General features: G+C 43.5%; 19 protein-coding genes. 16 read left to right on the forward strand and 3 right to left on the reverse strand.

All coding sequences use genetic code 11. The features are described 5' to 3' along the window. The first annotated feature begins 147 nt into the window (after positions 1 to 147). From miaB to lnt, 5 genes are read left to right on the forward strand one after another with little or no spacing between them, the layout of a single operon-like run. Entirely contained in the window at positions 148 to 1,593 is a 1,446-nt protein-coding gene (gene miaB / locus GZH31_RS10360) for a tRNA (N6-isopentenyl adenosine(37)-C2)-methylthiotransferase MiaB (protein ID WP_036967384.1), read from the forward strand. A 50-nt stretch (positions 1,594 to 1,643) separates the two neighbouring features. After that, on the forward strand, positions 1,644 to 2,696 hold the full coding sequence (locus GZH31_RS10365; protein WP_036967381.1) for a PhoH family protein: 1,053 nt from the start codon (positions 1,644 to 1,646) through the stop codon (positions 2,694 to 2,696). Then, on the forward strand, positions 2,693 to 3,148 hold the full coding sequence (ybeY, locus tag GZH31_RS10370) for an rRNA maturation RNase YbeY (protein ID WP_036967379.1): 456 nt from the start codon (positions 2,693 to 2,695) through the stop codon (positions 3,146 to 3,148). The genes GZH31_RS10365 and ybeY overlap by 4 nt, the downstream gene beginning before the upstream one ends. Before the next feature lie 22 nt (positions 3,149 to 3,170). Further along, on the forward strand, positions 3,171 to 4,055 hold the full coding sequence (corC, locus tag GZH31_RS10375) for a CNNM family magnesium/cobalt transport protein CorC (RefSeq protein ID WP_036967376.1): 885 nt from the start codon (positions 3,171 to 3,173) through the stop codon (positions 4,053 to 4,055). Beyond that, positions 4,036 to 5,589 (forward strand): apolipoprotein N-acyltransferase, encoded by a 1,554-nt coding sequence (gene lnt / locus GZH31_RS10380; RefSeq protein WP_180310937.1) that lies wholly within the window; start codon positions 4,036 to 4,038, stop codon positions 5,587 to 5,589. The genes corC and lnt overlap by 20 nt, the downstream gene beginning before the upstream one ends. 136 nt (positions 5,590 to 5,725) lie before the next feature. On the opposite strand, the gene GZH31_RS10385 is transcribed toward lnt, so the two are convergent. From GZH31_RS10385 to GZH31_RS10395, 3 genes are all read right to left on the reverse strand, one after another. Then, positions 5,726 to 6,202, reverse strand: a complete 477-nt coding sequence (locus tag GZH31_RS10385; protein WP_074989683.1) for an FKBP-type peptidyl-prolyl cis-trans isomerase — start codon at positions 6,200 to 6,202, stop codon at positions 5,726 to 5,728. After that, positions 6,199 to 8,601 carry a Lon protease family protein gene (locus GZH31_RS10390; RefSeq protein ID WP_065978076.1) on the reverse strand — a complete coding sequence of 801 codons (2,403 nt, stop codon included), beginning with the start codon at positions 8,599 to 8,601 and terminating at the stop codon, positions 6,199 to 6,201. Before GZH31_RS10390 ends, GZH31_RS10385 begins: the two co-directional genes overlap by 4 nt. Before the next feature lie 69 nt (positions 8,602 to 8,670). Next, a complete protein-coding gene (locus GZH31_RS10395; RefSeq protein ID WP_074989684.1) occupies positions 8,671 to 9,129 on the reverse strand; it encodes a zinc ribbon-containing protein in 459 nt (152 codons plus the stop codon). A 176-nt stretch (positions 9,130 to 9,305) separates the two neighbouring features. Between GZH31_RS10395 and leuS the strand changes: the two genes are divergently transcribed. From leuS to ybeD, 11 genes are all read left to right on the forward strand, one after another. After that, positions 9,306 to 11,894, forward strand: a complete 2,589-nt coding sequence (leuS, locus tag GZH31_RS10400) for a leucine--tRNA ligase (RefSeq protein WP_075593703.1) — start codon at positions 9,306 to 9,308, stop codon at positions 11,892 to 11,894. Between the two features lies 1 nt (position 11,895). Then, the gene (gene lptE, locus GZH31_RS10405; protein WP_180311639.1) at positions 11,896 to 12,387 is read left to right on the forward strand and encodes an LPS assembly lipoprotein LptE; all 492 of its coding nucleotides are present in this window, start codon (positions 11,896 to 11,898) and stop codon (positions 12,385 to 12,387) included. Continuing rightward, on the forward strand, positions 12,387 to 13,427 hold the full coding sequence (gene holA / locus GZH31_RS10410) for a DNA polymerase III subunit delta (protein WP_065978079.1): 1,041 nt from the start codon (positions 12,387 to 12,389) through the stop codon (positions 13,425 to 13,427). The genes lptE and holA overlap by 1 nt, the downstream gene beginning before the upstream one ends. Positions 13,428 to 13,439: 12 nt before the next feature. Further along, positions 13,440 to 14,075: a nicotinate-nucleotide adenylyltransferase gene (gene nadD, locus GZH31_RS10415; protein WP_036967354.1), complete on the forward strand. Its 636-nt coding sequence runs from the start codon at positions 13,440 to 13,442 to the stop codon at positions 14,073 to 14,075. A 56-nt stretch (positions 14,076 to 14,131) separates the two neighbouring features. Then, positions 14,132 to 14,449 carry a ribosome silencing factor gene (gene rsfS, locus GZH31_RS10420; protein WP_036967352.1) on the forward strand — a complete coding sequence of 106 codons (318 nt, stop codon included), beginning with the start codon at positions 14,132 to 14,134 and terminating at the stop codon, positions 14,447 to 14,449. 28 nt (positions 14,450 to 14,477) lie between these two features. After that, entirely contained in the window at positions 14,478 to 14,948 is a 471-nt protein-coding gene (gene rlmH, locus GZH31_RS10425) for a 23S rRNA (pseudouridine(1915)-N(3))-methyltransferase RlmH (protein ID WP_180310938.1), read from the forward strand. Between the two features lie 8 nt (positions 14,949 to 14,956). Then, a complete protein-coding gene (gene mrdA, locus GZH31_RS10430; RefSeq protein ID WP_036967349.1) occupies positions 14,957 to 16,837 on the forward strand; it encodes a penicillin-binding protein 2 in 1,881 nt (626 codons plus the stop codon). After that, the gene (gene rodA / locus GZH31_RS10435; RefSeq protein ID WP_036967346.1) at positions 16,834 to 17,940 is read left to right on the forward strand and encodes a rod shape-determining protein RodA; all 1,107 of its coding nucleotides are present in this window, start codon (positions 16,834 to 16,836) and stop codon (positions 17,938 to 17,940) included. The genes mrdA and rodA overlap by 4 nt, the downstream gene beginning before the upstream one ends. Then, positions 17,940 to 18,710, forward strand: coding sequence for a septal ring lytic transglycosylase RlpA family protein (locus GZH31_RS10440; RefSeq protein WP_180310939.1), 771 nt, complete (start codon positions 17,940 to 17,942; stop codon positions 18,708 to 18,710). The genes rodA and GZH31_RS10440 overlap by 1 nt, the downstream gene beginning before the upstream one ends. A gap of 54 nt (positions 18,711 to 18,764) precedes the next feature. Then, entirely contained in the window at positions 18,765 to 19,925 is a 1,161-nt protein-coding gene (locus GZH31_RS10445) for a serine hydrolase (protein ID WP_036967339.1), read from the forward strand. A 181-nt stretch (positions 19,926 to 20,106) separates the two neighbouring features. Further along, positions 20,107 to 20,385: a DUF493 family protein YbeD gene (gene ybeD, locus GZH31_RS10450; RefSeq protein ID WP_036967336.1), complete on the forward strand. Its 279-nt coding sequence runs from the start codon at positions 20,107 to 20,109 to the stop codon at positions 20,383 to 20,385. Positions 20,386 to 20,396 lie beyond the last annotated feature (11 nt).

Raw genomic sequence — 20,396 nt, forward strand, 5'->3', positions numbered from 1 at the left:
TTCACACCACAAAGATAAAAACTATACTTGGATCTGTGCGGGTATCCAGCTAAAATACGCGTCCTTTAAGTCGGCATTAAAGCCGCTTAATCCTGTTTCTAACACATTTTTGTGTCACTACCGAATTGAAAACGAGGCTATATTTCAATGAGTAAAAAGCTGCATATTAAAACCTGGGGTTGTCAGATGAACGAGTACGACTCTCAGAAAATGGCGGATCTACTGGATGCGACTAACGGCTATCAGTTAACTGATGAAGCTGAAGATGCAGATGTGATCTTACTCAACACCTGTTCAATTCGTGAAAAAGCGCAAGAAAAAGTATTCCACCAACTAGGCCGTTGGAAGCTATTAAAAGACGATAAACCTGACCTTATCATTGGTGTAGGTGGCTGTGTAGCGTCACAAGAAGGTGACTCAATTCGTCAACGTGCGCCGTTTGTCGATGTAATTTTTGGCCCGCAAACGTTACACCGTTTACCAGAGATGATTAAGCAAGTGCAAAGTGGCGACAGTACATCTGTTGTTGACGTATCATTCCCTGAAATCGAAAAGTTCGACCGTTTACCTGAGCCAAAAGCAGAAGGCCCAAGTGCGTTCGTATCGATTATGGAAGGCTGTTCTAAATACTGTACTTTCTGTGTTGTGCCATACACGCGCGGTGAAGAAGTAAGCCGTCCACTTGATGACGTACTACTCGAAGTCGCCCAGCTCGCTGAGCAAGGCGTACGTGAAGTAAACTTACTAGGTCAAAACGTAAACGCTTACCGCGGTGAAACGCATGATGGCGAAATTTGTTACTTCTCTGACCTACTGCGTTATGTTGCCGCGATTGATGGTATTGACCGCATTCGTTACACCACTTCGCACCCAGTAGAGTTTACTCCTGACATCATCGATGCATATGCCGATGTACCAGAGCTTGTCGACCACTTACATTTACCAGTGCAAAGTGGCTCTGACCGTATTCTTAATTTAATGAAACGTGGTCATACAGCTCTAGAGTACAAATCAACGATTCGTAAATTACGTAAAATTCGCCCTAACTTAAGTATGTCTTCTGATTTTATCATTGGTTTCCCTGGCGAAAGCAAAGCAGACTTTGAAGCAACAATGAACCTTATCAATGATATTGGTTTTGATATGAGCTTCAGCTTTATCTACAGTGCACGCCCTGGTACACCAGCAGCTGATTTACCGGACGACGTATCAGAGCAAGAGAAAAAAGAGCGTTTATACCTTTTACAAAACCGTATTACGCAAATGGCACAGCAAATCAGTCGCCAAATGTTTGGCACTGAACAGCGAATCTTAGTTGAAGGTCCTTCTAAGAAGAACCCTATGGAGTTACGTGGCCGTACTGAAAACAACCGTGTGGTTAACTTTGAAGGCCCACATTCAGTGATCGGTCAATTCGTTGATGTACGTATTACTGAAGCGTTGCCAAACTCTTTACGCGGTGAATTAATTCGTACAGAATCAGAAATGAATCTGCGCCGTGATATTGCGCCATCGTCTATTCTTAGTAAAGCAGCCGAAGCAGACGCTGCACAAGCCCCTAACGAAATTGGCGTTGCAACTTTCGTCCCTTAGGGTGAATTTTGGTGCTGGCCCTTGCCAGCACCCATCAATAGGAAGCAATTTTGAGTAATCAATTAAAAACTTTAGAGATTTATTTAGAACCCGCCGACAACAAACGCCTTTCATCTTTATGTGGTCCGTTTGACGAAAACATCAAACAAATTGAACGCCGACTAGGTGTTGAAATTGCCCATCGCGATAATTTTTTTAGAGTCACTGGTAAACTTCACTGTGCAGCAGCCAGTGTCGAAATCTTAAAAAACCTTTATGTTGATACTCAACCAGTTCGTGGTGAAATTGGCGAAATTGAACCCGACGCTGTGCACTTAGCGATTAGCGAATCAAACGCCCTTGATCAAGACGACAACCCGGGCGTTTATGGTAAAGACATGGTGATAAAAACTCGCCGTGGCGTTATTAAACCGCGTAACGATAACCAAGGCGTGTATGTGGCTAATATTCTGCATCACGATATTACCTTTGGTATTGGCCCTGCAGGCACAGGTAAAACCTACCTTGCCGTTGCTGCTGCTGTTGATGCACTGGAGCGTCAAGAAATTCGCCGTATTCTGCTTACTCGCCCTGCCGTTGAAGCAGGTGAAAAACTGGGTTTCTTACCTGGCGACTTGAGCCAAAAAATCGACCCTTATTTACGCCCTCTTTATGATGCATTATTTGAAATGCTCGGCTTCGAGCGCGTTGAAAAACTGATCGAAAAAAATATTATCGAAGTAGCACCGTTAGCGTACATGCGTGGCCGTACATTGAATGACGCATTTATCATCCTAGATGAAAGCCAAAATACCACCGCAGAGCAAATGAAAATGTTCTTAACCCGTATTGGTTTTAATTCTAAGGCCGTTATTACAGGCGATATCACCCAAGTAGATTTACCGCGTGGTGCACGCTCGGGCCTTCGCCATGCGATTGAGGTACTTAACGGTGTCGATGAAATTAGCTTTAACTTTTTCCAATCACATGATGTGGTACGCCACCCTGTTGTGGCGCGTATTGTTGAAGCCTATGAGCGCAACGATGAAGCTGAACGTTTAAAACGGGCTGAAAAACAACGCGTAAAAGAAGCGCAAGCAAACCAACAAGAAGCAAACTCGTGACCGAATTAGATTTACAAATAGCGTGTGAGTTTGACAACTTACCAAGCTTTGAACAATTTCAACTGTGGGCTGATAAAGCCCTCAGTCACTACCGTGAAGATGCTGAACTGACAATTGTGATCAGTGATGAGGCACAAAGCCAACAACTCAATAATGACTACCGTGGTAAAGATAAACCGACTAATGTCTTATCGTTTCCATTTGAAGCCCCCCCTGGTATTGAGTTACCTTTAGTGGGTGATTTAATCATATGTCCAGCTATCGTTTTAGCTGAGTCAATTGAGCAAGAAAAAACCTTTCACGACCATTTTGCCCATATGGTGATCCATGGATGCTTGCATTTACTTGGATTTGACCATATAAAGGACGAAGATGCACTCGAAATGGAAAGCATAGAGAAGCAATTACTTGCCGATCTGAACATTGCTGACCCATATCGAGACGATATTTAAATTTACGGAGCAATTAGACGCAATGAGCGACGACAACTCGCAAACTAGCCAGGGTTCTTCTGGTAAAACGTGGCTGGGCCGCATAGCCCAGATGTTACAAGGGGAACCCCAGAATAGAGAAGAGCTGGTAGAAGTAATTGCCGATGCGCAAGAACGCGACCTTATCGACCCTGAAACAAAAGAAATGATTGAAGGGGTATTAGGTGTGTCAGAACTAAAAGTTCGAGACATCATGATACCACGTTCTCAAATGGTGACGCTTGAAATTGACGCCCCATTAGAAGAGCTACTCCCGATGATGGTTGACTCTACACATTCTCGTTTCCCCGTGGTTTGTGAAGATAAAGATCACATCGAAGGTATATTACTCGCAAAGGATTTATTGCCTTTAATTCTAAATAAAGATGAACTATTGCCATCACTACGTGACTATTTACGTCCTGCTATGGTGGTTCCTGAAAGCAAACGAGTTGATACGCTGTTAAATGAGTTTCGTCAACAACGTTATCACATGGCCATCGTTATTGATGAATACGGGGGTGTGTCAGGATTAGTAACCATCGAAGATATTCTCGAAATCATTGTGGGTGAAATAGAAGACGAACACGATGAAGAAGAGGAACAACAAGATATTCGACAAGTTGCGAAACATGTTTACGCAGTTCAAGCTCTAACACCTGTTGATGACTTTAACGAATATTTTAAAACGGGTTACAGCACCTCTGACGCCGATACAATTGGTGGTACGGTTTTACATGCGTTTGGTCATATGCCAAGCCGTGGTGAGACGATAGACATTGAAGGCTTACAATTTAAAGTCACCAATTCTGACAATCGTCGCATCTTACAATTGCAAGTCACCATTCCTAAGGCTGATGATAACGACAGTGAAGAAACTGCTAACTAACCTCTGCGTTCTTGCAAAAGATAAAAAAGCCTGGCTCGCACTTATTGCGGGCCTCTTTTTAACCTTAAGTTACGCCCCCTTTAATCTGTGGCACATTGCCTTTCTTTCTCTTGGTGCACTGCTTTATTGCATCAACCCTCTTGCAAACGGTAAAGACGCAGCAAAGCGCAGCGCAAAATATGGCTTCATCTTTGGTTTAGGGTGGTTTGGTGCCGGTATCAGCTGGGTGCATGTTTCAATAGCAACCTTTGGTGGAATGCCATTAATTGCCTCTCTTGGTTTAATGGTTGTTTTATGCGCCTACCTTGCACTTTATCCAGCTTTAGCTGCTTGGCTTAGTACTCGACTGGCTTCAGGGCCTTATAGTTTTGTGTGCTTATTATTGGCAAGTATTGCGGTCACTGAGTATCTGCGTGGCACGCTACTGACTGGATTTCCATGGCTTAGTTTTGGCTATACACAAACAGACAGCCCACTAAACTTTTTAGCCCCTGTGATTGGTGAGTTTGGTATCACGCTTATATGTGTATTAATCGCCTTTGCGCTATATCGCTTAATCAGTAAAGACATTAAACCTTTGATAGTCTCTGTCGCCGTGCTCATTGGCTTATATTTTATTGCAGGTAACAGCCCAGTTAAATACCAAGATAAAACGATTAAAACCGTGCTGGTACAGGGTAACATCAAGCAACATTTACGGTTTGAGCCGTCTGAGTTTTGGAATACCATGAGCAAATACCAAGACATGACACGCCTGCATTGGAATGCTGATTTAATCGTTTGGCCTGAAGCCGCCGTGCCTGAGCTAGAAGCCCTTGCGACGCAATATTTATCTGGCCTTGACAGTGCCGCAACATTTAATAACACCGCACTTATCACTGGCATTGTTGATTACCAGTACGACACCCGCAATATTTTTAATACCCTCATTGTACTTGGTAAAAAAGAGCCCAGTGACAATGAAGGTCACTATCAGTATTTAGGGCATAACCGCTATCAAAAGCATCAATTGTTACCCATTGGTGAGTTTGTGCCATTTCAAGATTTACTGCGCCCTATTGCTCCCCTATTTGACTTACCAATGTCATCGTTCACCCGTGGTGATGAAGTACAAGATAACTTGCGCGCCAATGGTTTAAATATTTTGCCTGCTATTTGCTACGAAATTGCCTTTGCCGATTTAGTGCGTGGAAACTACAGAAGTGATTCTGATATTTTGTTTACTGTTAGTAATGATGCCTGGTTTGGAGATTCTCATGGGCCGCATCAGCATATGCAAATAGCCCGTATGCGCGCCCTTGAGCTTCAGCGCCCGCTTATTCGCGTAACGAATACCGGTATTAGCGCTGTGTACGACCCTATCGCAAAATCGCAATTGAGCATGCCACAGTTTAAAGCCGATGTGCTTGAAGCGAATATCACCCTAATTCAAGGTGACACGCTATACAGTCGTTTAGGTAATTGGCCGGTATGGCTGGCTGTTTTATTACTAACTGTCATAGGGTTAATAAGAAAAACCAAAGCAAACGCGTAAAGAATACGACTGCGTTTAATTGGAGTGCTATTTTGAGGCTATACCTAATGGGTATAGCCTCATTAATCCCGCGGAATTAAATCAAAAAAAGGGCTCCATTTATGAAGCCCTTTCTTTTTTGTCGTTTGGCTGGCGCTTACGATTCAATCTTAAGAAGTTCAACCTCAAATATTAGTAACGAGCCTGGCGGAATGCTACCAACACGTTTACGCCCATAGGCAAGCTGTGGCGGGATATAAAAGGTGAACTTATCGCCTTCGCTCATTAGCTGTAAGCCTTCAGTCCAGCCGGCAATCACTTGGTTTAAACCAAAGCTAATTGGCGAATTGCGTACGACTGAACTGTCAAATACACTGCCATCCATGAGCGTACCATGGTAATGCACATTCACCTTACTGCTAGTATGTGGCTTAGCTTCATTACCCGCGCTGTGCTCAATTTTGTATTGCAGCCCAGATGTTGTTTCATGGACATCATCAGCTTTACCATTTGTCGCTAAAAAATCAGCGGCCAAAGTTTCATTTTCAAGTGCTTGTAATTTCGCTTTTTTGCTATTTTTAAAAATCAAAAAACAAAATACACCTATGACCAATAAAAGAATTAAGTTAATCATTCCGCTTCCTTTTCATCATCGTTATCGCCATTAACAATATCGGCAATGTTTGCAAGTCGGGCTAATGCTAAGGCATTAATAGAGCCGTCTTGATAGCCCTGCTCCGTCATTTCACCCGCGTCTTTGTCCATTAATAGACTTAACGCCTGGTCTACTGTTTCAACGGCATAAATATTAAAGCGGCCTTTTTCAACGGCGTCGAGCACTTCATCATCAAGCACCAGGTTCACTTGGTTTGACTTTGGAATGATCACGCCTTGCTCGCCCGTTAAGCCACGCATTTTACAGAGTTTAAAGAAGCCTTCGATTTTCTCGTTAACACCACCAATAGATTGCACGTCACCATGTTGGTTAATTGAGCCTGTAAGCGCAATTGACTGGCTAATAGGTAAGTTGGTTATTGCCGAGATAAGCGCACAGAGCTCGGCCAGTGACGCACTATCACCGTCGATATAACCGTAACTCTGTTCAATCGCGATATTAGCACTGAGCGTTAAACTAAATTGCTGCGCATATTTGTTACCTAAGTAGCCCGTTAGTAGCATCACCCCTTTTGAGTGAATTGCTTTACCCAGCTCGGCCTCACGCTCAACGTCAATGACCCCATCGGCACCAGCATAAACCGTGGCAGTTATACGTGCAGGCGTACCAAACGATGTATCACCGATATGCAGCACCGTTAAGCCGTTTACTTTACCCACGGCCTGACCTTCGGTAGCAATGAGGATCTGCCCCTCTTTAATATCGCTAAGCATGGTTTCTGAAATTTGCCCAGTACGGTACTGTTTACCAAGAATGGCTTCATCAATGTGGTGCGCATCAATCAGTGTATGTCCATCTTGCTTGGCATAAAAACTGGCTTCGGCCACCAACTCAAGGACATCTGCAAAACGTGCAGACAGCTTATTTTGATGCTCAGCTTGGCGATAACTAAACTTGAGTAAACGTGCCATTGCCGCTTCGTTTGCAGTGCAATTTAAGGTTTTCTCACAGTATTCAGTCACTTTGGTAATAAACTGGTACTGCAGCTTATCGCTGCTTGGTAAGTAATAATCAAAGTCAGCAAGCACACGAAACAGCTCAGCAAACTCTTCATCGTACTCACCAATGGTGTAATACAAATCACGTGAACCCAGCAGCACAATTTTTACATCCAGCGGAATAAGCTGCGGACGTAAAGTAAAACTGCTCCCCACTGAACTGTCTTGATACGGTAAGTCGTTCTTAATTTGATGCGTTTTTAAAGACAATTTTAGGCCATCCCACACTTGTGGATTCGCCATTACTTTTTCAGCGTCCATAATCAAGTAGCCGCCATTAGCACGGTGCAGTGCACCCGGCTGAATTGAGCGATAACTGGTTATGAGCGAGCCCTGCGATGTCGCGTATTCAATTTTGCCAAAAATATTGCCAAACGTTGGGTTAGGCTCGTAAACAACAGGCGCTGCATCCCCTTCTTTAAATTCGACTAAAATATTGGGGGCGAAAAAGTCGGTTAGCATGCCCTTACGGTCAAAATCTTCTTTGTTTTCGTCGTTGTCATCATCGTCGAGCCACTCCAGCACCGCATCAATGATTTCTTCACGTATGTCTTTTAAATAACGCAGCACGCCAATATGCGTTGCATATTTGTGCTCGAGCGCTTTAATAAGTGGCTTGGTCGCTAACTCAGCCGTTGATTTTTTAAGATTACGCAGTTTTTCAGATGATTCACGTTTCCAACGCGGTAACTCAATCAGCGCTTCGATTAACGCATCTTCGAGCTTTTCAATCACGTCATAAAATTCAATACGCAATGGCTCTTCGAGTGCCGCAAACTCACTGTCGCTTAATTGCTTACCATTAACCAATGGTGCAAACCCCACCACGCCATTTTCTTCGATAAGCGCTACACTTTGCTCAAGCGCGGCAATTTCTACTGCGGTTATAGCTGCATCGTAAGTATCGGTGAATTCACGGTCTATTGATTTCTTCTTACGCTGATAACCTGGGTTATCGAATGCAGCTGGGAATGTATCAAGCACTTCATCAATAAATGAATCAATATCATCTGCAAGCTGCTTGCTTTGCCCAGCTTGCATAAACAGCGCGATAGGCTCGCGGTGGTCGTCGTAATTATTGACATACAGCCACTCATTAGGCGTTGGGCGGCCTTTTGAATGGGCTGTTAGCTTGTCTTTCACTAAGGTAAAACGACCCAGTGCAGCCTCACCCATAACATAAACATTGTAACCAGGTAGCTCCATACCTAATGAAAAATCGAGCGCACTTTGAGCACGTTGTTGGCCAATAAACGTTAAAGCCTCTGGGTATGGATTATTCATGCAGGTAGCAACATGACTGGCGGCAATTTCTGGCGCTAAGGTAGAGACTGGCAATGGGATTAGTTTTTTTGTCATTCTAACTTCTTATTTCCCAGGATTAGCTGGGCATTATGGGTAACGCCCAGCTTTTGCTTGCGTTACAGATTAAGGTTGTAATGCCTTACGGCTAAAGTAAATACCACCGCATTCAGTACAAGGGGTAATTTGAGTAGCATGGTAAACATCGTAACTATGTTGGCAATTTTTACATACTAATGTGCCCATGGCTATCCATTCTCCCTGATGATAGACACCATTGTGCTTAAAATCTTGATTTAGGGCCTGCCATTCTAACTGGGTTTTGTCTTCGATGTGCGATAACTCGTACCAAAGCGACTCTTTTAGTTCAAGCCACGCTAAGGAGTCATAATGTTTATCGTTTTCTTTGATGTGATCAATATCGCGTTTAAGGTAGTCGCGATACAGCTCAAGTTTTTCTTTTCCTAGATCTTTAAGTGCCTGCTCAGATTCAACAAACTTCTCCATTGCCTCCTTCAACTCGTGGTCTTTTACATCTTTAAGCCATGCACTTAAATCGCTGAGCCATGTTTTATAATCTGCCATCGTTTACTCCTTCAAAAGTGATGAAAAATCAGTACTTACTATAGTTGAGTATAGGTTAACCTGCCCTGAAAGTGATAATTTCGGAAAAGCCCTTATTTGCCGCTGTGATTAGCCTGTATTTTGGGTTATCCTTAGCGACAATTTTTTATCAATTTGCAAGAAGTCTGGAATCGTAGATGCAAGAGCAATATAACCCGCAAGACATAGAGTCAAAAGTACAAGCCTACTGGGATGAAAACCAAGTATTTAAAGTCACTGAAGATGAGAGCAAAGAAAAGTATTACTGCTTATCAATGTTCCCATACCCAAGCGGCCGACTGCATATGGGTCACGTTCGTAACTACACTATTGGTGACGTAGTATCACGTTTCCAACGCTTGCAAGGTAAAAACGTAATGCAACCTATGGGTTGGGATGCGTTTGGTCTTCCAGCTGAAAATGCCGCAATTAAAAATAATACGGCACCGGCTAAATGGACATACGAAAACATTGACTACATGCGTAACCAATTAAAGCAATTAGGCTTTGGTTATGACTGGGATCGCGAAATCGCGACGTGCCACCCAGAGTACTACAAATGGGAACAATGGTTCTTCACTAAGCTGTATGAAAAAGGCTTAGTATATAAAAAGATGTCAACAGTAAACTGGGATCCAGTTGACCAAACAGTGCTTGCCAACGAGCAAGTAATCGATGGTCGTGGCTGGCGTTCAGGTGCGATTGTTGAGCAAAAAGAAATTCCACAATGGTTCATCAAAATCACTGATTATGCTCAAGAACTTTTAGATGATTTAGATAAACTTGATCACTGGCCTGAGCAAGTTAAAACCATGCAACGCAATTGGATTGGTCGTTCTGAAGGCTTAGAAATTGAATTCAAACGTGCCGACAACGATGACACATTCCGTGTTTACACAACACGCCCAGATACCTTTATGGGTGTGACTTACGTTGCTGTTGCAGCCGGTCACCCAATTGCACAAGAAGCGGCTAAAAATAGCGATGCTGTTGCGATGTTTGTTGATGAGTGTAAAAACACCAAAGTTGCTGAAGCCGACATGGCAACCATGGACAAAAAAGGCATTGCAACTGGCTTTTACGCAATCCATCCATTAACAGGCAAGCAAGTCCCTATTTGGGTCGCTAACTTTGTACTCATGGACTACGGTTCAGGTGCGGTAATGGCGGTGCCTGCGCATGACCAACGTGACTACGAGTTTGCAAGTACTTACGGCCTAGAAATTACGCAAGTTATTGCACCAGCAGCTGGCAGCGAAGATACGGTTGACCTTGCAAATCAAGCTTTCACAGAAAAAGGCGTATTAGTAAACTCAGGTGAGTTTGATGGTCTAGAGTTTGATGCAGCATTTAATGCGGTAGCAGACAAGTTAGAAGCACTGGGCGTTGGTGAGCGTAAAGTAAACTTCCGTTTACGTGATTGGGGCGTGAGCCGTCAGCGTTACTGGGGTTCTCCAATCCCTATGTTAAGCGACGAAAATGGCCAAGAGATTGCCGCTACTGAAGACATGTTACCAGTACGCTTACCTGAAGATGTGGTTATGAATGGTGTTACATCGCCAATCAAAGCGGATCCTGAATGGGCTAAAACAACCGTAAATGGCGTACCTGCATTTCACGAAACTGATACATTCGATACCTTTATGGAATCATCGTGGTACTACGCACGTTACTGTAGCCCTCGTTTTGACGAAGGAATGATTGAGCCTGGCGCTGCAAACTACTGGTTACCTGTAAACCAATACATCGGTGGTATTGAGCATGCGATTTTACACTTACTTTACTCTCGCTTTTTCCACAAACTATTACGTGATTTTGGCTTAGTTAACTCTGACGAGCCATTCGAGCGTTTACTGTGCCAAGGCATGGTATTAGCAGAAACGTTCTATCGTAAAGATGAGAAAGGCGGTGATGTGTGGATATCACCAACCGACGTACAAACTGAAACTGACGAAAAAGGTCGTGTGACAAAAGCATGGCATAAAGTAGATGGTGAGCCGGTATTCTCTGCAGGCATGAGTAAAATGTCGAAATCGAAAAACAACGGTATCGACCCACAACAAGTTATTGCCGAATACGGTGCCGATACGGTACGTTTATTCATGATGTTCACAGCACCTCCAGAGCAAACTCTTGAATGGTCTGATTCAGGTGTAGAAGGCGCAATGCGTTTCTTAAAACGTGTTTGGAAATACGCAGTCGATGTTGAAACCGTAGGTTATCAAGCACTTGATAAAGCCGCTTTAAGCAACGATCAAAAAGTACTTCGTCGTGAGCTTCATAAAGCCATTGCAAAAGTGACCGATGATGTTGAGCGTCGTCAAACATTCAACACAGCAATTGCTGCCATTATGGAACTTTCAAACAAGTTATTAAAAGCGCCACTTGCTGATAAACAAGATGTCGCGATAGCAAACGAAGCGCTTGAAGCATTACTTATCATGCTCGCACCTATTACGCCGCACATGTGTCATCAACTATGGCAAGACCTTGGCAAAGAAGGTGACATCTTAGATGCTTCTTGGCCAACCGTGGATGAATCGGCACTTGTTGAAGATGAAAAGCTAATCATCGTACAAGTTAACGGCAAGCTTCGTGCTAAGTTAACAGTGCCAGCAGATGCCACTAAAGAGCAAGTTGAAGCCCTCGCCTTCGCCGAAGATAATGTGACAAAATTCACAGACGGCGTGACAATCCGTAAAGTAATTTACGTACCAGGCAAGCTTCTGAATGTGGTTGCTAACTAAGATGGCAGCGCTTCATGCACTGAAAAACAGACTAGCTTTAGTGCTAGTCTGTTTACTAGTAACAAGCTGTGGCTTTCATTTAAAGAAAGCCTCTAACTTACCGGATGACTTAAAGGTGATCTCGCTGGTTGGAGATGACGAAAAATCAGCTCTGTTCGAGTTAGTCGAAAAAGAGCTAATAGCCAGTAAAGTAGAATTTGACCACGGCGACAGTTCAACGCCTGAGCTCACTATTCACAAAGACCGCTTAGAGCGACAAATATTGTCGTTATTTGATAACGGTCAGGTCGCAGAATATGAGCTTGCTTATAGTGTCAGTTACACCCTTAAACGCCCGGGCCAAGAAGCAGTTAACCAACGTTTTGAGCTGTATCGTAACTATCAAGACGATCCTGATAACGCACTTGCAAAAGCCAAAGAACTTGAGCTGCTGCTCAGTGAAATCAGAAAGCAAGCAAGCCGCCGTATTGTTAGAGAGTTATCGCAACTGTAATGCGTTGTTATGCGAATCAACTCACCAGCCAACTAAAAAAAGGCCTCGCCCCTTTCTACATGGTGTTTGGTGAGGAGCCCTACCAAATAGCGGAATGCGTATCACAGATACGTCAAGCAGCTAAACAGCACGGTTTTGACGAAGTCATCAAATTCACATTGATGCAGGGCTTTGATTGGCAAGAGATTATTGCTCAATATCAAAGTATGTCACTGTTCAGTGCACGCACCCTGATTGAATTTGATTTAAACGAGCAAAAACCGGGCACCACGGGCAGTCAAATATTTAAACAGCTTACTGAGCTGGTCAATGATGACACTATTTTAGTGTTAAAAGGCGCCAAAGCCAGCCAAGATATCCAGCGTAGCGCTTGGTTTAAAGCACTCGATAAACAAGGCATCTTTGTGCCTTGTTATCCGCTAACAGGCAATCACCTAACCCGCTGGTTAGATGAGCAATGTTATCGTTTAAATTTAAACCTGCATAACAATGCTAAGCAAAGCCTCATAGAAGCAACTGAAGGCAACCTGCTTGCGTGTCATCAAGAGCTTGAAAAGCTCTCACTGCTTTATGGCAGTGACTTAGTTGACCAACAAGCCGTGATGCAAGGGCTGCTCAATCAATCAAAGTTTGATATTTTCGATTTGAGCGATGCATTACTCAAAGGTCACGCTGAGCAAGCAGTCAAAGTCATGACCAAACTCGCTGCGGATAATACCGAAGCCATGAGTATTTTTTGGGCTATTAATAAAGAAGCCAGCAACCTACTTGCTATGCAGCATGCCAGACTAACGGGCGCCAATATGACTGACTTATACAAGCAGTTTAATATTTGGAAGAATCAACAAGCGACAATCCAACACGCGCTGAATCGTTTAAACAGCAAAGTACTTGAGCAAATAATTAAACAACTCGCTCAATTTGATGCCGCTTACAAACAAGGTAACTTAATTGCCCCTTATCAAGCGTTGACTCATATTTGTTTAGTGTTTTGTCAGCCGTTATCAATCCCCTTACCTTGTCATCCACATTCTGACTGAGAGTCGTAACTGATGATTGCTATTTTCGGTGGCACGTTTGATCCCATTCACTTAGGTCATTTAAATATGGCTGAACAGTGTGTTAAACAGTGCCAATTGAATACCCTCTATTTTATGCCTTGCGCTATCCCCGCTCATAAAGCAAAACCGGGGATAAGCGACGAGCATCGGATTAATATGCTCAAGCTTGCGATAGCGTCTAACCCGCAATTTGCCATCGACTACAGAGAGCTTAACCGCAGCGGTGCATCGTATTCATTACTGAGCTTAAAAGAGCTTCGCAGCGAACACCCGACCGCCCCTATTCTGTTTTTAATCGGCATGGATTCGTTTAATAACTTAGATAAATGGTATCAATGGCAAGAAATAGTCACACTGTGTCATATCGTGGTGTATCAGCGCCCTGGCCAAATATGCCATGTTGAGGGTGAACTGGCCGCTTACAAAGCCGATGCGTTGACTGACAAACTCGCGCAACTAAAACAATCACCTGCTGGCAAGTTATTCTTTTTAAATGGCTTACAAGTAGATGCTGCATCGAGTCAGATTCGAAAACAATTATATTTAAATGATCAGGCCGCGGAACTTTTACCCGCTAGCGTCAGTCAATACATTGCGCAGCATCATCTTTACCAAACAGATGAATAAATACTATCTGCGTGATAAAATAACACATTACGATTATTTACTTTTGAGAAAACACTTTGGATTCTAAACAACTACTCGCATTTGCCCTTGATAAAGTCGACGATATGAAAGCCCGTGACGTGGTACAACTTGATGTTCGTGGAAAATCTGACATTACTGACTACATGGTGGTGTGTTCAGGTAATTCTAAACGCCACGTTCAGTCTATTGCTGATCATGTCGCGAAAGAAGCACGCCATGCTGGTGAAGAGCCACTTGGCTACGAAGGCCAAAATGAAGGTGAATGGGTACTGGTAGACCTCGGTGATGTGGTTGTGCATGTAATGCAAGACCAAACTCGCGACTTCTATGATCTAGAAAAACTTTGGGGTTAACCCTTAGCAAGGACATAGGTAAAGCATTTTGAAGATACAATTGATTGCCGTTGGCACGAAAATGCCAGCATGGGTAGAAAAAGGGTTTACGGAATATCAACGCCGGTTTCCGCGTGATATGCCGTTAGAACTCATTGAAATCCCAGCAGGAAAGCGTGGTAAAAATGCGGATATCAAACGTATTTTACAACTTGAAGGTGAAAAGACATTGGCGGCTATCCCCAAAGGAAACCGCATTGTTACACTTGAAGTAACCGGTAAGCCGATGGATACGCATCAGCTCGCTAAAAGTATGGAAAAATGGCAGCTTGATGGCCGAGATGTCAGCCTACTGATTGGCGGTCCTGAAGGGCTTGCACCTGAGTGTATAGCAGCCTCTGAGCAAAAATGGTCTTTATCGAACCTAACGCTACCGCATCCGTTGGTGCGTATTATTGTTGCTGAAAGCCTTTATCGTGGCTGGAGCTTAAATAACAACCACCCTTATCATCGCGAGTAGTAAAGCCCATGCGAAAACACAGACCCACCATTCGAGACCACTCGGCTGAAGCAAATTTATTTGCCCGTCGAGCATTTGTGGGTTTTGTGTTTGTTACCCTGCTTATTGGTGTCTTGTTATCAAATTTATATAACATTCAGGTTATTGATCACCAAGACTATCAAACACGTTCAAACGACAACCGCATAAAAGTAATACCAATTGCGCCTAATAGAGGCCTGATTTACGACAGAAATGGGGTGTTACTTGCCGAGAACAAACCCGTTTACAACCTTGAAGTCATTCCTGAAGAAGTTGATGATCTTGACAAAGCACTGGCTGCTGTTGAGCAACTAATTACGATAAGCGAACAACAAAAAGCCGACTTTTTAGACGATATAAAACATAATCGCCGCTTTAAAAGCCAAGTGCTTAAAGCACGGTTAAACGAAACCGAAGTAGCCACGTTTTCAGTAAACCAACATAAATTTCCAGGGTTCAGTATTGAAGCGCGTTTAGCACGCTATTACCCGTATGGCGATACACTCACTCATGCCTTAGGTTATGTTGCCAAGCTAAACAAAAAAGAACTCACTAAACTTGAAGCCGAAGACCAAGCAACGAATTACCGCGCCACTCATGACATTGGTAAGCTTGGTATCGAAAAATACTATGAAGAGTTACTACACGGTGTTGTTGGCTCACAACGCGTTGAAGTAAACAACCGTGGTCGCGTTATCCGTACTCTCAGTCTGACTCCGCCAGAGCCGGGCCATGACTTAGTGTTAACCTTGGACATTGGCTTGCAACAAATAGCCCAGCATGCCTTAAAAGACATGCGTGGCGCAGTGGTCGTGCTTGATGCAAAAGATGGGGGCGTGCTGGCAATGTATTCAAACCCAAGTTATGACCCAAACTTATTTGTGCATGGCATTAGCAGTAAAAACTACAAAGAATTATTAAATCCAGACCGCCCACTTATTAACCGTACTACGCAGGGTCGCTATGCTCCGGCATCGACGGTTAAGCCCCATATGGCCATTTTAGCCCTCGAAGAAGGTTTGGTAACAGAACAAACACAGATGTGGGATCCGGGCTTTTTCCAAATTCCGAATGTTGAACACAAATGGCGTGACTGGAGACGTTGGGGCCATGGTCATGTCGATGTTTACAAAGCGATTGAGGAGTCATGTGATACCTACTTTTACGATGTTGCCTACCGACTAGGCATCACTAAAATCAGTGACTTTATGACTCAATTTGGCTTTGGCGAGCTCTCTGGTATTGATATTCATGAAGAAACAACGGCAATTATGCCATCTAAAGAATGGAAAGAAGCCCGTTTCAGAGAATCATGGTGGCGAGGCGATACAATCTCGGTGGGTATCGGACAAGGTTATTGGACCGCGACCCCGATGCAAATAGCCAATGCAACTAACATTTTGGTTAATAAAGGCATTGATCATCCACCTCACCTTGTGCAAGTAGCCAAAAAAGAAAACGAAGTAACGCAAATCAATAATGATGAAAAGCCCCCTGTACAACTTAAAAACCCACATCATTGGCAAATAGCCCTCGATGCAATGCACAACACAGTGCATAAAGTAACCGGTACAGCACACAAAGCGTTTAAAGGTGCAACCTATGACCCAGCCGGTAAAACCGGAACGGCGCAGGTAGTCAGTATTGCTCAAGGCGAGCGATATGATGCAGAATCACTCAAAGAACGCCAACGAGATAACGCAATATATGTTGGCTTTGCCCCTTATAATGACCCACAAATTGTGGTGTCGGTGGTCGTCGAAAATACCGGTGGGGGAAGTACTGTTGGTGCGCCAATTGCGCGCCAATTAATGGATTACTACTTTTCTGCTAACCCTATAAAACTTGCTCAAAGTGATGCGCCATGATCCCATTAAATAAAAAACGCTCGATTTGGCAGCGCCTCCATCTTGATGTACCTTTGCTGATTGCGCTCATGCTCATGATGGTCGCAAGCCTTGCTATTGTATACAGTGCCAGTGGTCAAGATTCTGCAATGATGATCCGCCATGCTACACGTATGTTTGGTGCTGTACTGGGCATGTTTATTCTGGCGCAGTTTTCACCGAATACCTTAAAAAGCATGGTCATTCCTCTGTATTGCTTGGGCTTATTAATGCTCGTTGGCGTGTTGTTCTTTGGTGTCAGTTCCAAAGGCGCGCAACGTTGGCTTAATTTAGGTATCACGCGTTTCCAGCCTTCCGAATTAATGAAAATAGCCGTGCCAATGATGGTTGCCTGGTACATTGGCCGTAATCACCTGCCACCACGCGCGATTCATTTAATCATTGGTTTTGTAATTGTGATGGTGCCGACCATTTTAATTAAAGAACAACCAGACCTAGGAACGTCAATCTTAATTGCCAGTTCAGGTATATTTGTGTTGTTTTTATCAGGCTTAAGCTGGCGCTTAATTGGCTTTTTCTCAGCCGTTGTTGCACTCGCTGCATGGCCATTTTGGCATTACGGAATGCATGACTATCAACGTCAGCGAGTACTCACCTTTTTAGACCCTGAAAGTGATCCTTTAGGCTCGGGTTATCACATTATTCAATCAAAAATAGCCATTGGTTCCGGGGGAATTGAAGGTAAAGGCTGGTTGCAAGGGACCCAATCGCAACTTGAGTTTTTACCCGAACGCCATACTGACTTTATCTTTTCGGTACTCAGTGAAGAATTTGGTCTATTTGGTGTTTGCTTACTGCTGTGCATGTATTTATTTATTATTGGTCGTGGCTTGTACATTGCCGTAAATGCACAAGACGCATTTGGTAAACTACTCGCTGGAGCCTTAACCCTGACTTTCTTTGTCTATGTGTTTGTGAATATAGGAATGGTTTCTGGCCTATTACCTGTCGTTGGTGTCCCCTTACCCTTAATTAGTTACGGGGGGACTTCTATGGTGACCCTGATGGCTGGATTTGGCATTATTATGTCTATCGCCACCGATAAAAGGATGCTGTTAAAATAATGACCCACTTAATAAATGCCCTTTTAATCGCGCTTATCTGTGTTGTGCTCAGCGCATGTAGCTCACCGTCGTCACAACAAGGGCGCTATGCAATGCAGCATGATGCAGCGCCACTGCGAACACCGACAGAGCTTGAAATGCAAGATGCTGTGGTCACTGCTGTTATCAAAAGCGCCAGTGCAAGCCGCTCCTACGAGGTGAGAGGAAAGCGCTACACGCCCATGCTAGATGAAACGGGCTACTCAGAAGAAGGCATCGCTTCTTGGTATGGTCGAAAATTTCACAACTACCACACTTCGAACGGCGAAATATACGATATGTTTGCCATGACTGCAGCTCACAAAACACTGCCGCTGCCAAGTTTTGCTCGCGTCACGAATTTAGATAACGGCAAATCAGTGATTGTACGTGTTAATGATCGCGGCCCTTTTCATGACGATAGACTGATCGATTTATCTTATTCTGCAGCATATAAGCTTGGCTACTATCGTCAAGGTACAGCCCGTGTTAAGGTTGAAGCCATTACACTTGCAAATTCTGCCCCTCGTTTAAGTTACATACAGGTTGCAGCGGGAAGTACTCTTTCTAATGTCGAAGCGCTCGCGTTTCAACTTCGCCAGCAATACCATGTGCCAACAAACATTGTTGAAAAAGACGGGATCTATCGTCTGCGTCTAGGGCCAATTAAAGATGCTGCAGAAGCACAATCCGTTTTAGATAAATTAAAACAAAACCAATTTCAGAACGCGTTCTTGCTTTACAGTGAGTAAGACCTTTAGAATGGGTTAACGCGACATGTTTAACTTCAACCATTAATGAGTACGATGAAATCTATAAAATATAAAATCTTAAGTGGCGTTTGTGGCCTTGTTTGCACTGCTAGCGTATTTTCTGCAACAGCCCAAATCATCCCCGCCCCACCTCAAGTTAATGCTAAAGGTTACTTTTTGGTTGATTTCACCACAGGAAAAGTAATTGCCGAAGGCGAAGCTGATACAAAACTAGCACCAGCAAGTCTGACCAAAATGATGACCAGTTATGTCATTGGTACAGAAATTAAAGCAGGTAATATCTCACCGACCGATATGGTAACAGTGAGCGAAAAAGCATGGGCAAAGAACTTTCCAGAGTCATCAAAAATGTTTATCGAAGTGGGTAAACAAATCAGTGTTGATGATCTTAACCACGGTATCATAATCCAATCAGGAAATGATGCGTGCGTAGCAATGGCAGAGCACATTGCAGGCAGCGAAAGTGCATTTGCTGATTTAATGAATGCCCATGCTGAAAAACTAGGCATGAGCAACAGTCACTTTGTTAATAGCCATGGTTTAGATACCAACGAGCACTTTACCACGCCACGTGATATGGCAACACTAGGCGCTGCACTTATCCGTGACGTACCTGATGAATATGAAGTTTATGCAAAAAAATCATTTACTTATAACGGCATTAAACAATACAACCGTAACTCATTGTTATGGGATGAGAGCTTAAACGTAGACGGAATTAAAACAGGCCATACCTCAGAAGCGGGTTATAGCTTAGTTACCTCAGCAACCAAAGATGATATGCGTTTAATTGCAGTTGTAATGGGAACTGAAAGCGAGCGTGCACGTAAGGTAGAAAGTAAAAAACTACTTAACTACGGTTTCCGTTTCTTCGAAACAATCACACCCTATAAAGCAGGTGACAGTTTTGCAGAGCAACGTATTTGGATGGGTAATAAAGAAAACGTATCGTTAGGTATTTTAGAAGATACACCCATTACTATCCCACGCGGTCAACGTAAAAACTTAAAAGCGAACTTTGAGCTTGATAAAACCTTAGAAGCCCCACTGGCGAAAGGCACTAAAGTAGGCACACTTTTCTTACAGCTTGAAGGTGAAGAAATTGCGCAATATCCACTTGTTACCTTAGAAGAAGTGGAAGAAGGTAGCTTCTTTAGCAAAATTTACGATTACTTACGTTTACAAATAATGTAAACCCGTAAAAAAGATTATAAACGCCTTGCACTGCAAGGCGTTTTTTTTTGCCTGAAAAATGATAGAATGCGCCCCATATCAGTCGCGCTGGGTCGAGTGCGTCGTAATCCAGTTTGCTTAACGCCAAGAAATGGCAAAGAAAACGTCTATTAAGCAGACCATTGTTTGAGGAGTCACCGTCGTGGTTCAACCTGTAAAAGATACTAAGTTTGACGAGTATTTAGATTTCCCTTGCCCATTCACATTTAAAATCATGGGCTTAGCTAATGTAAATCTGACAGATCAGATCCTAGAAAAGCTGCAACCCATTGCACCGGGCGATTACGCACCTAAGATCAAACCAAGCAGTAAAGGGAATTATGAGTCAGTCACACTTGTTGCTACGGTAACAAGCAAAGAGCACATCGAAGAAATCTATAACGTGATCAGCAACATCGATGACGTACGTCATATGCTATAGACTGATTACGG

The organism is Pseudoalteromonas sp. JSTW, from assembly GCF_013423925.1.
Lineage (GTDB): Bacteria > Pseudomonadota > Gammaproteobacteria > Enterobacterales > Alteromonadaceae > Pseudoalteromonas > Pseudoalteromonas lipolytica.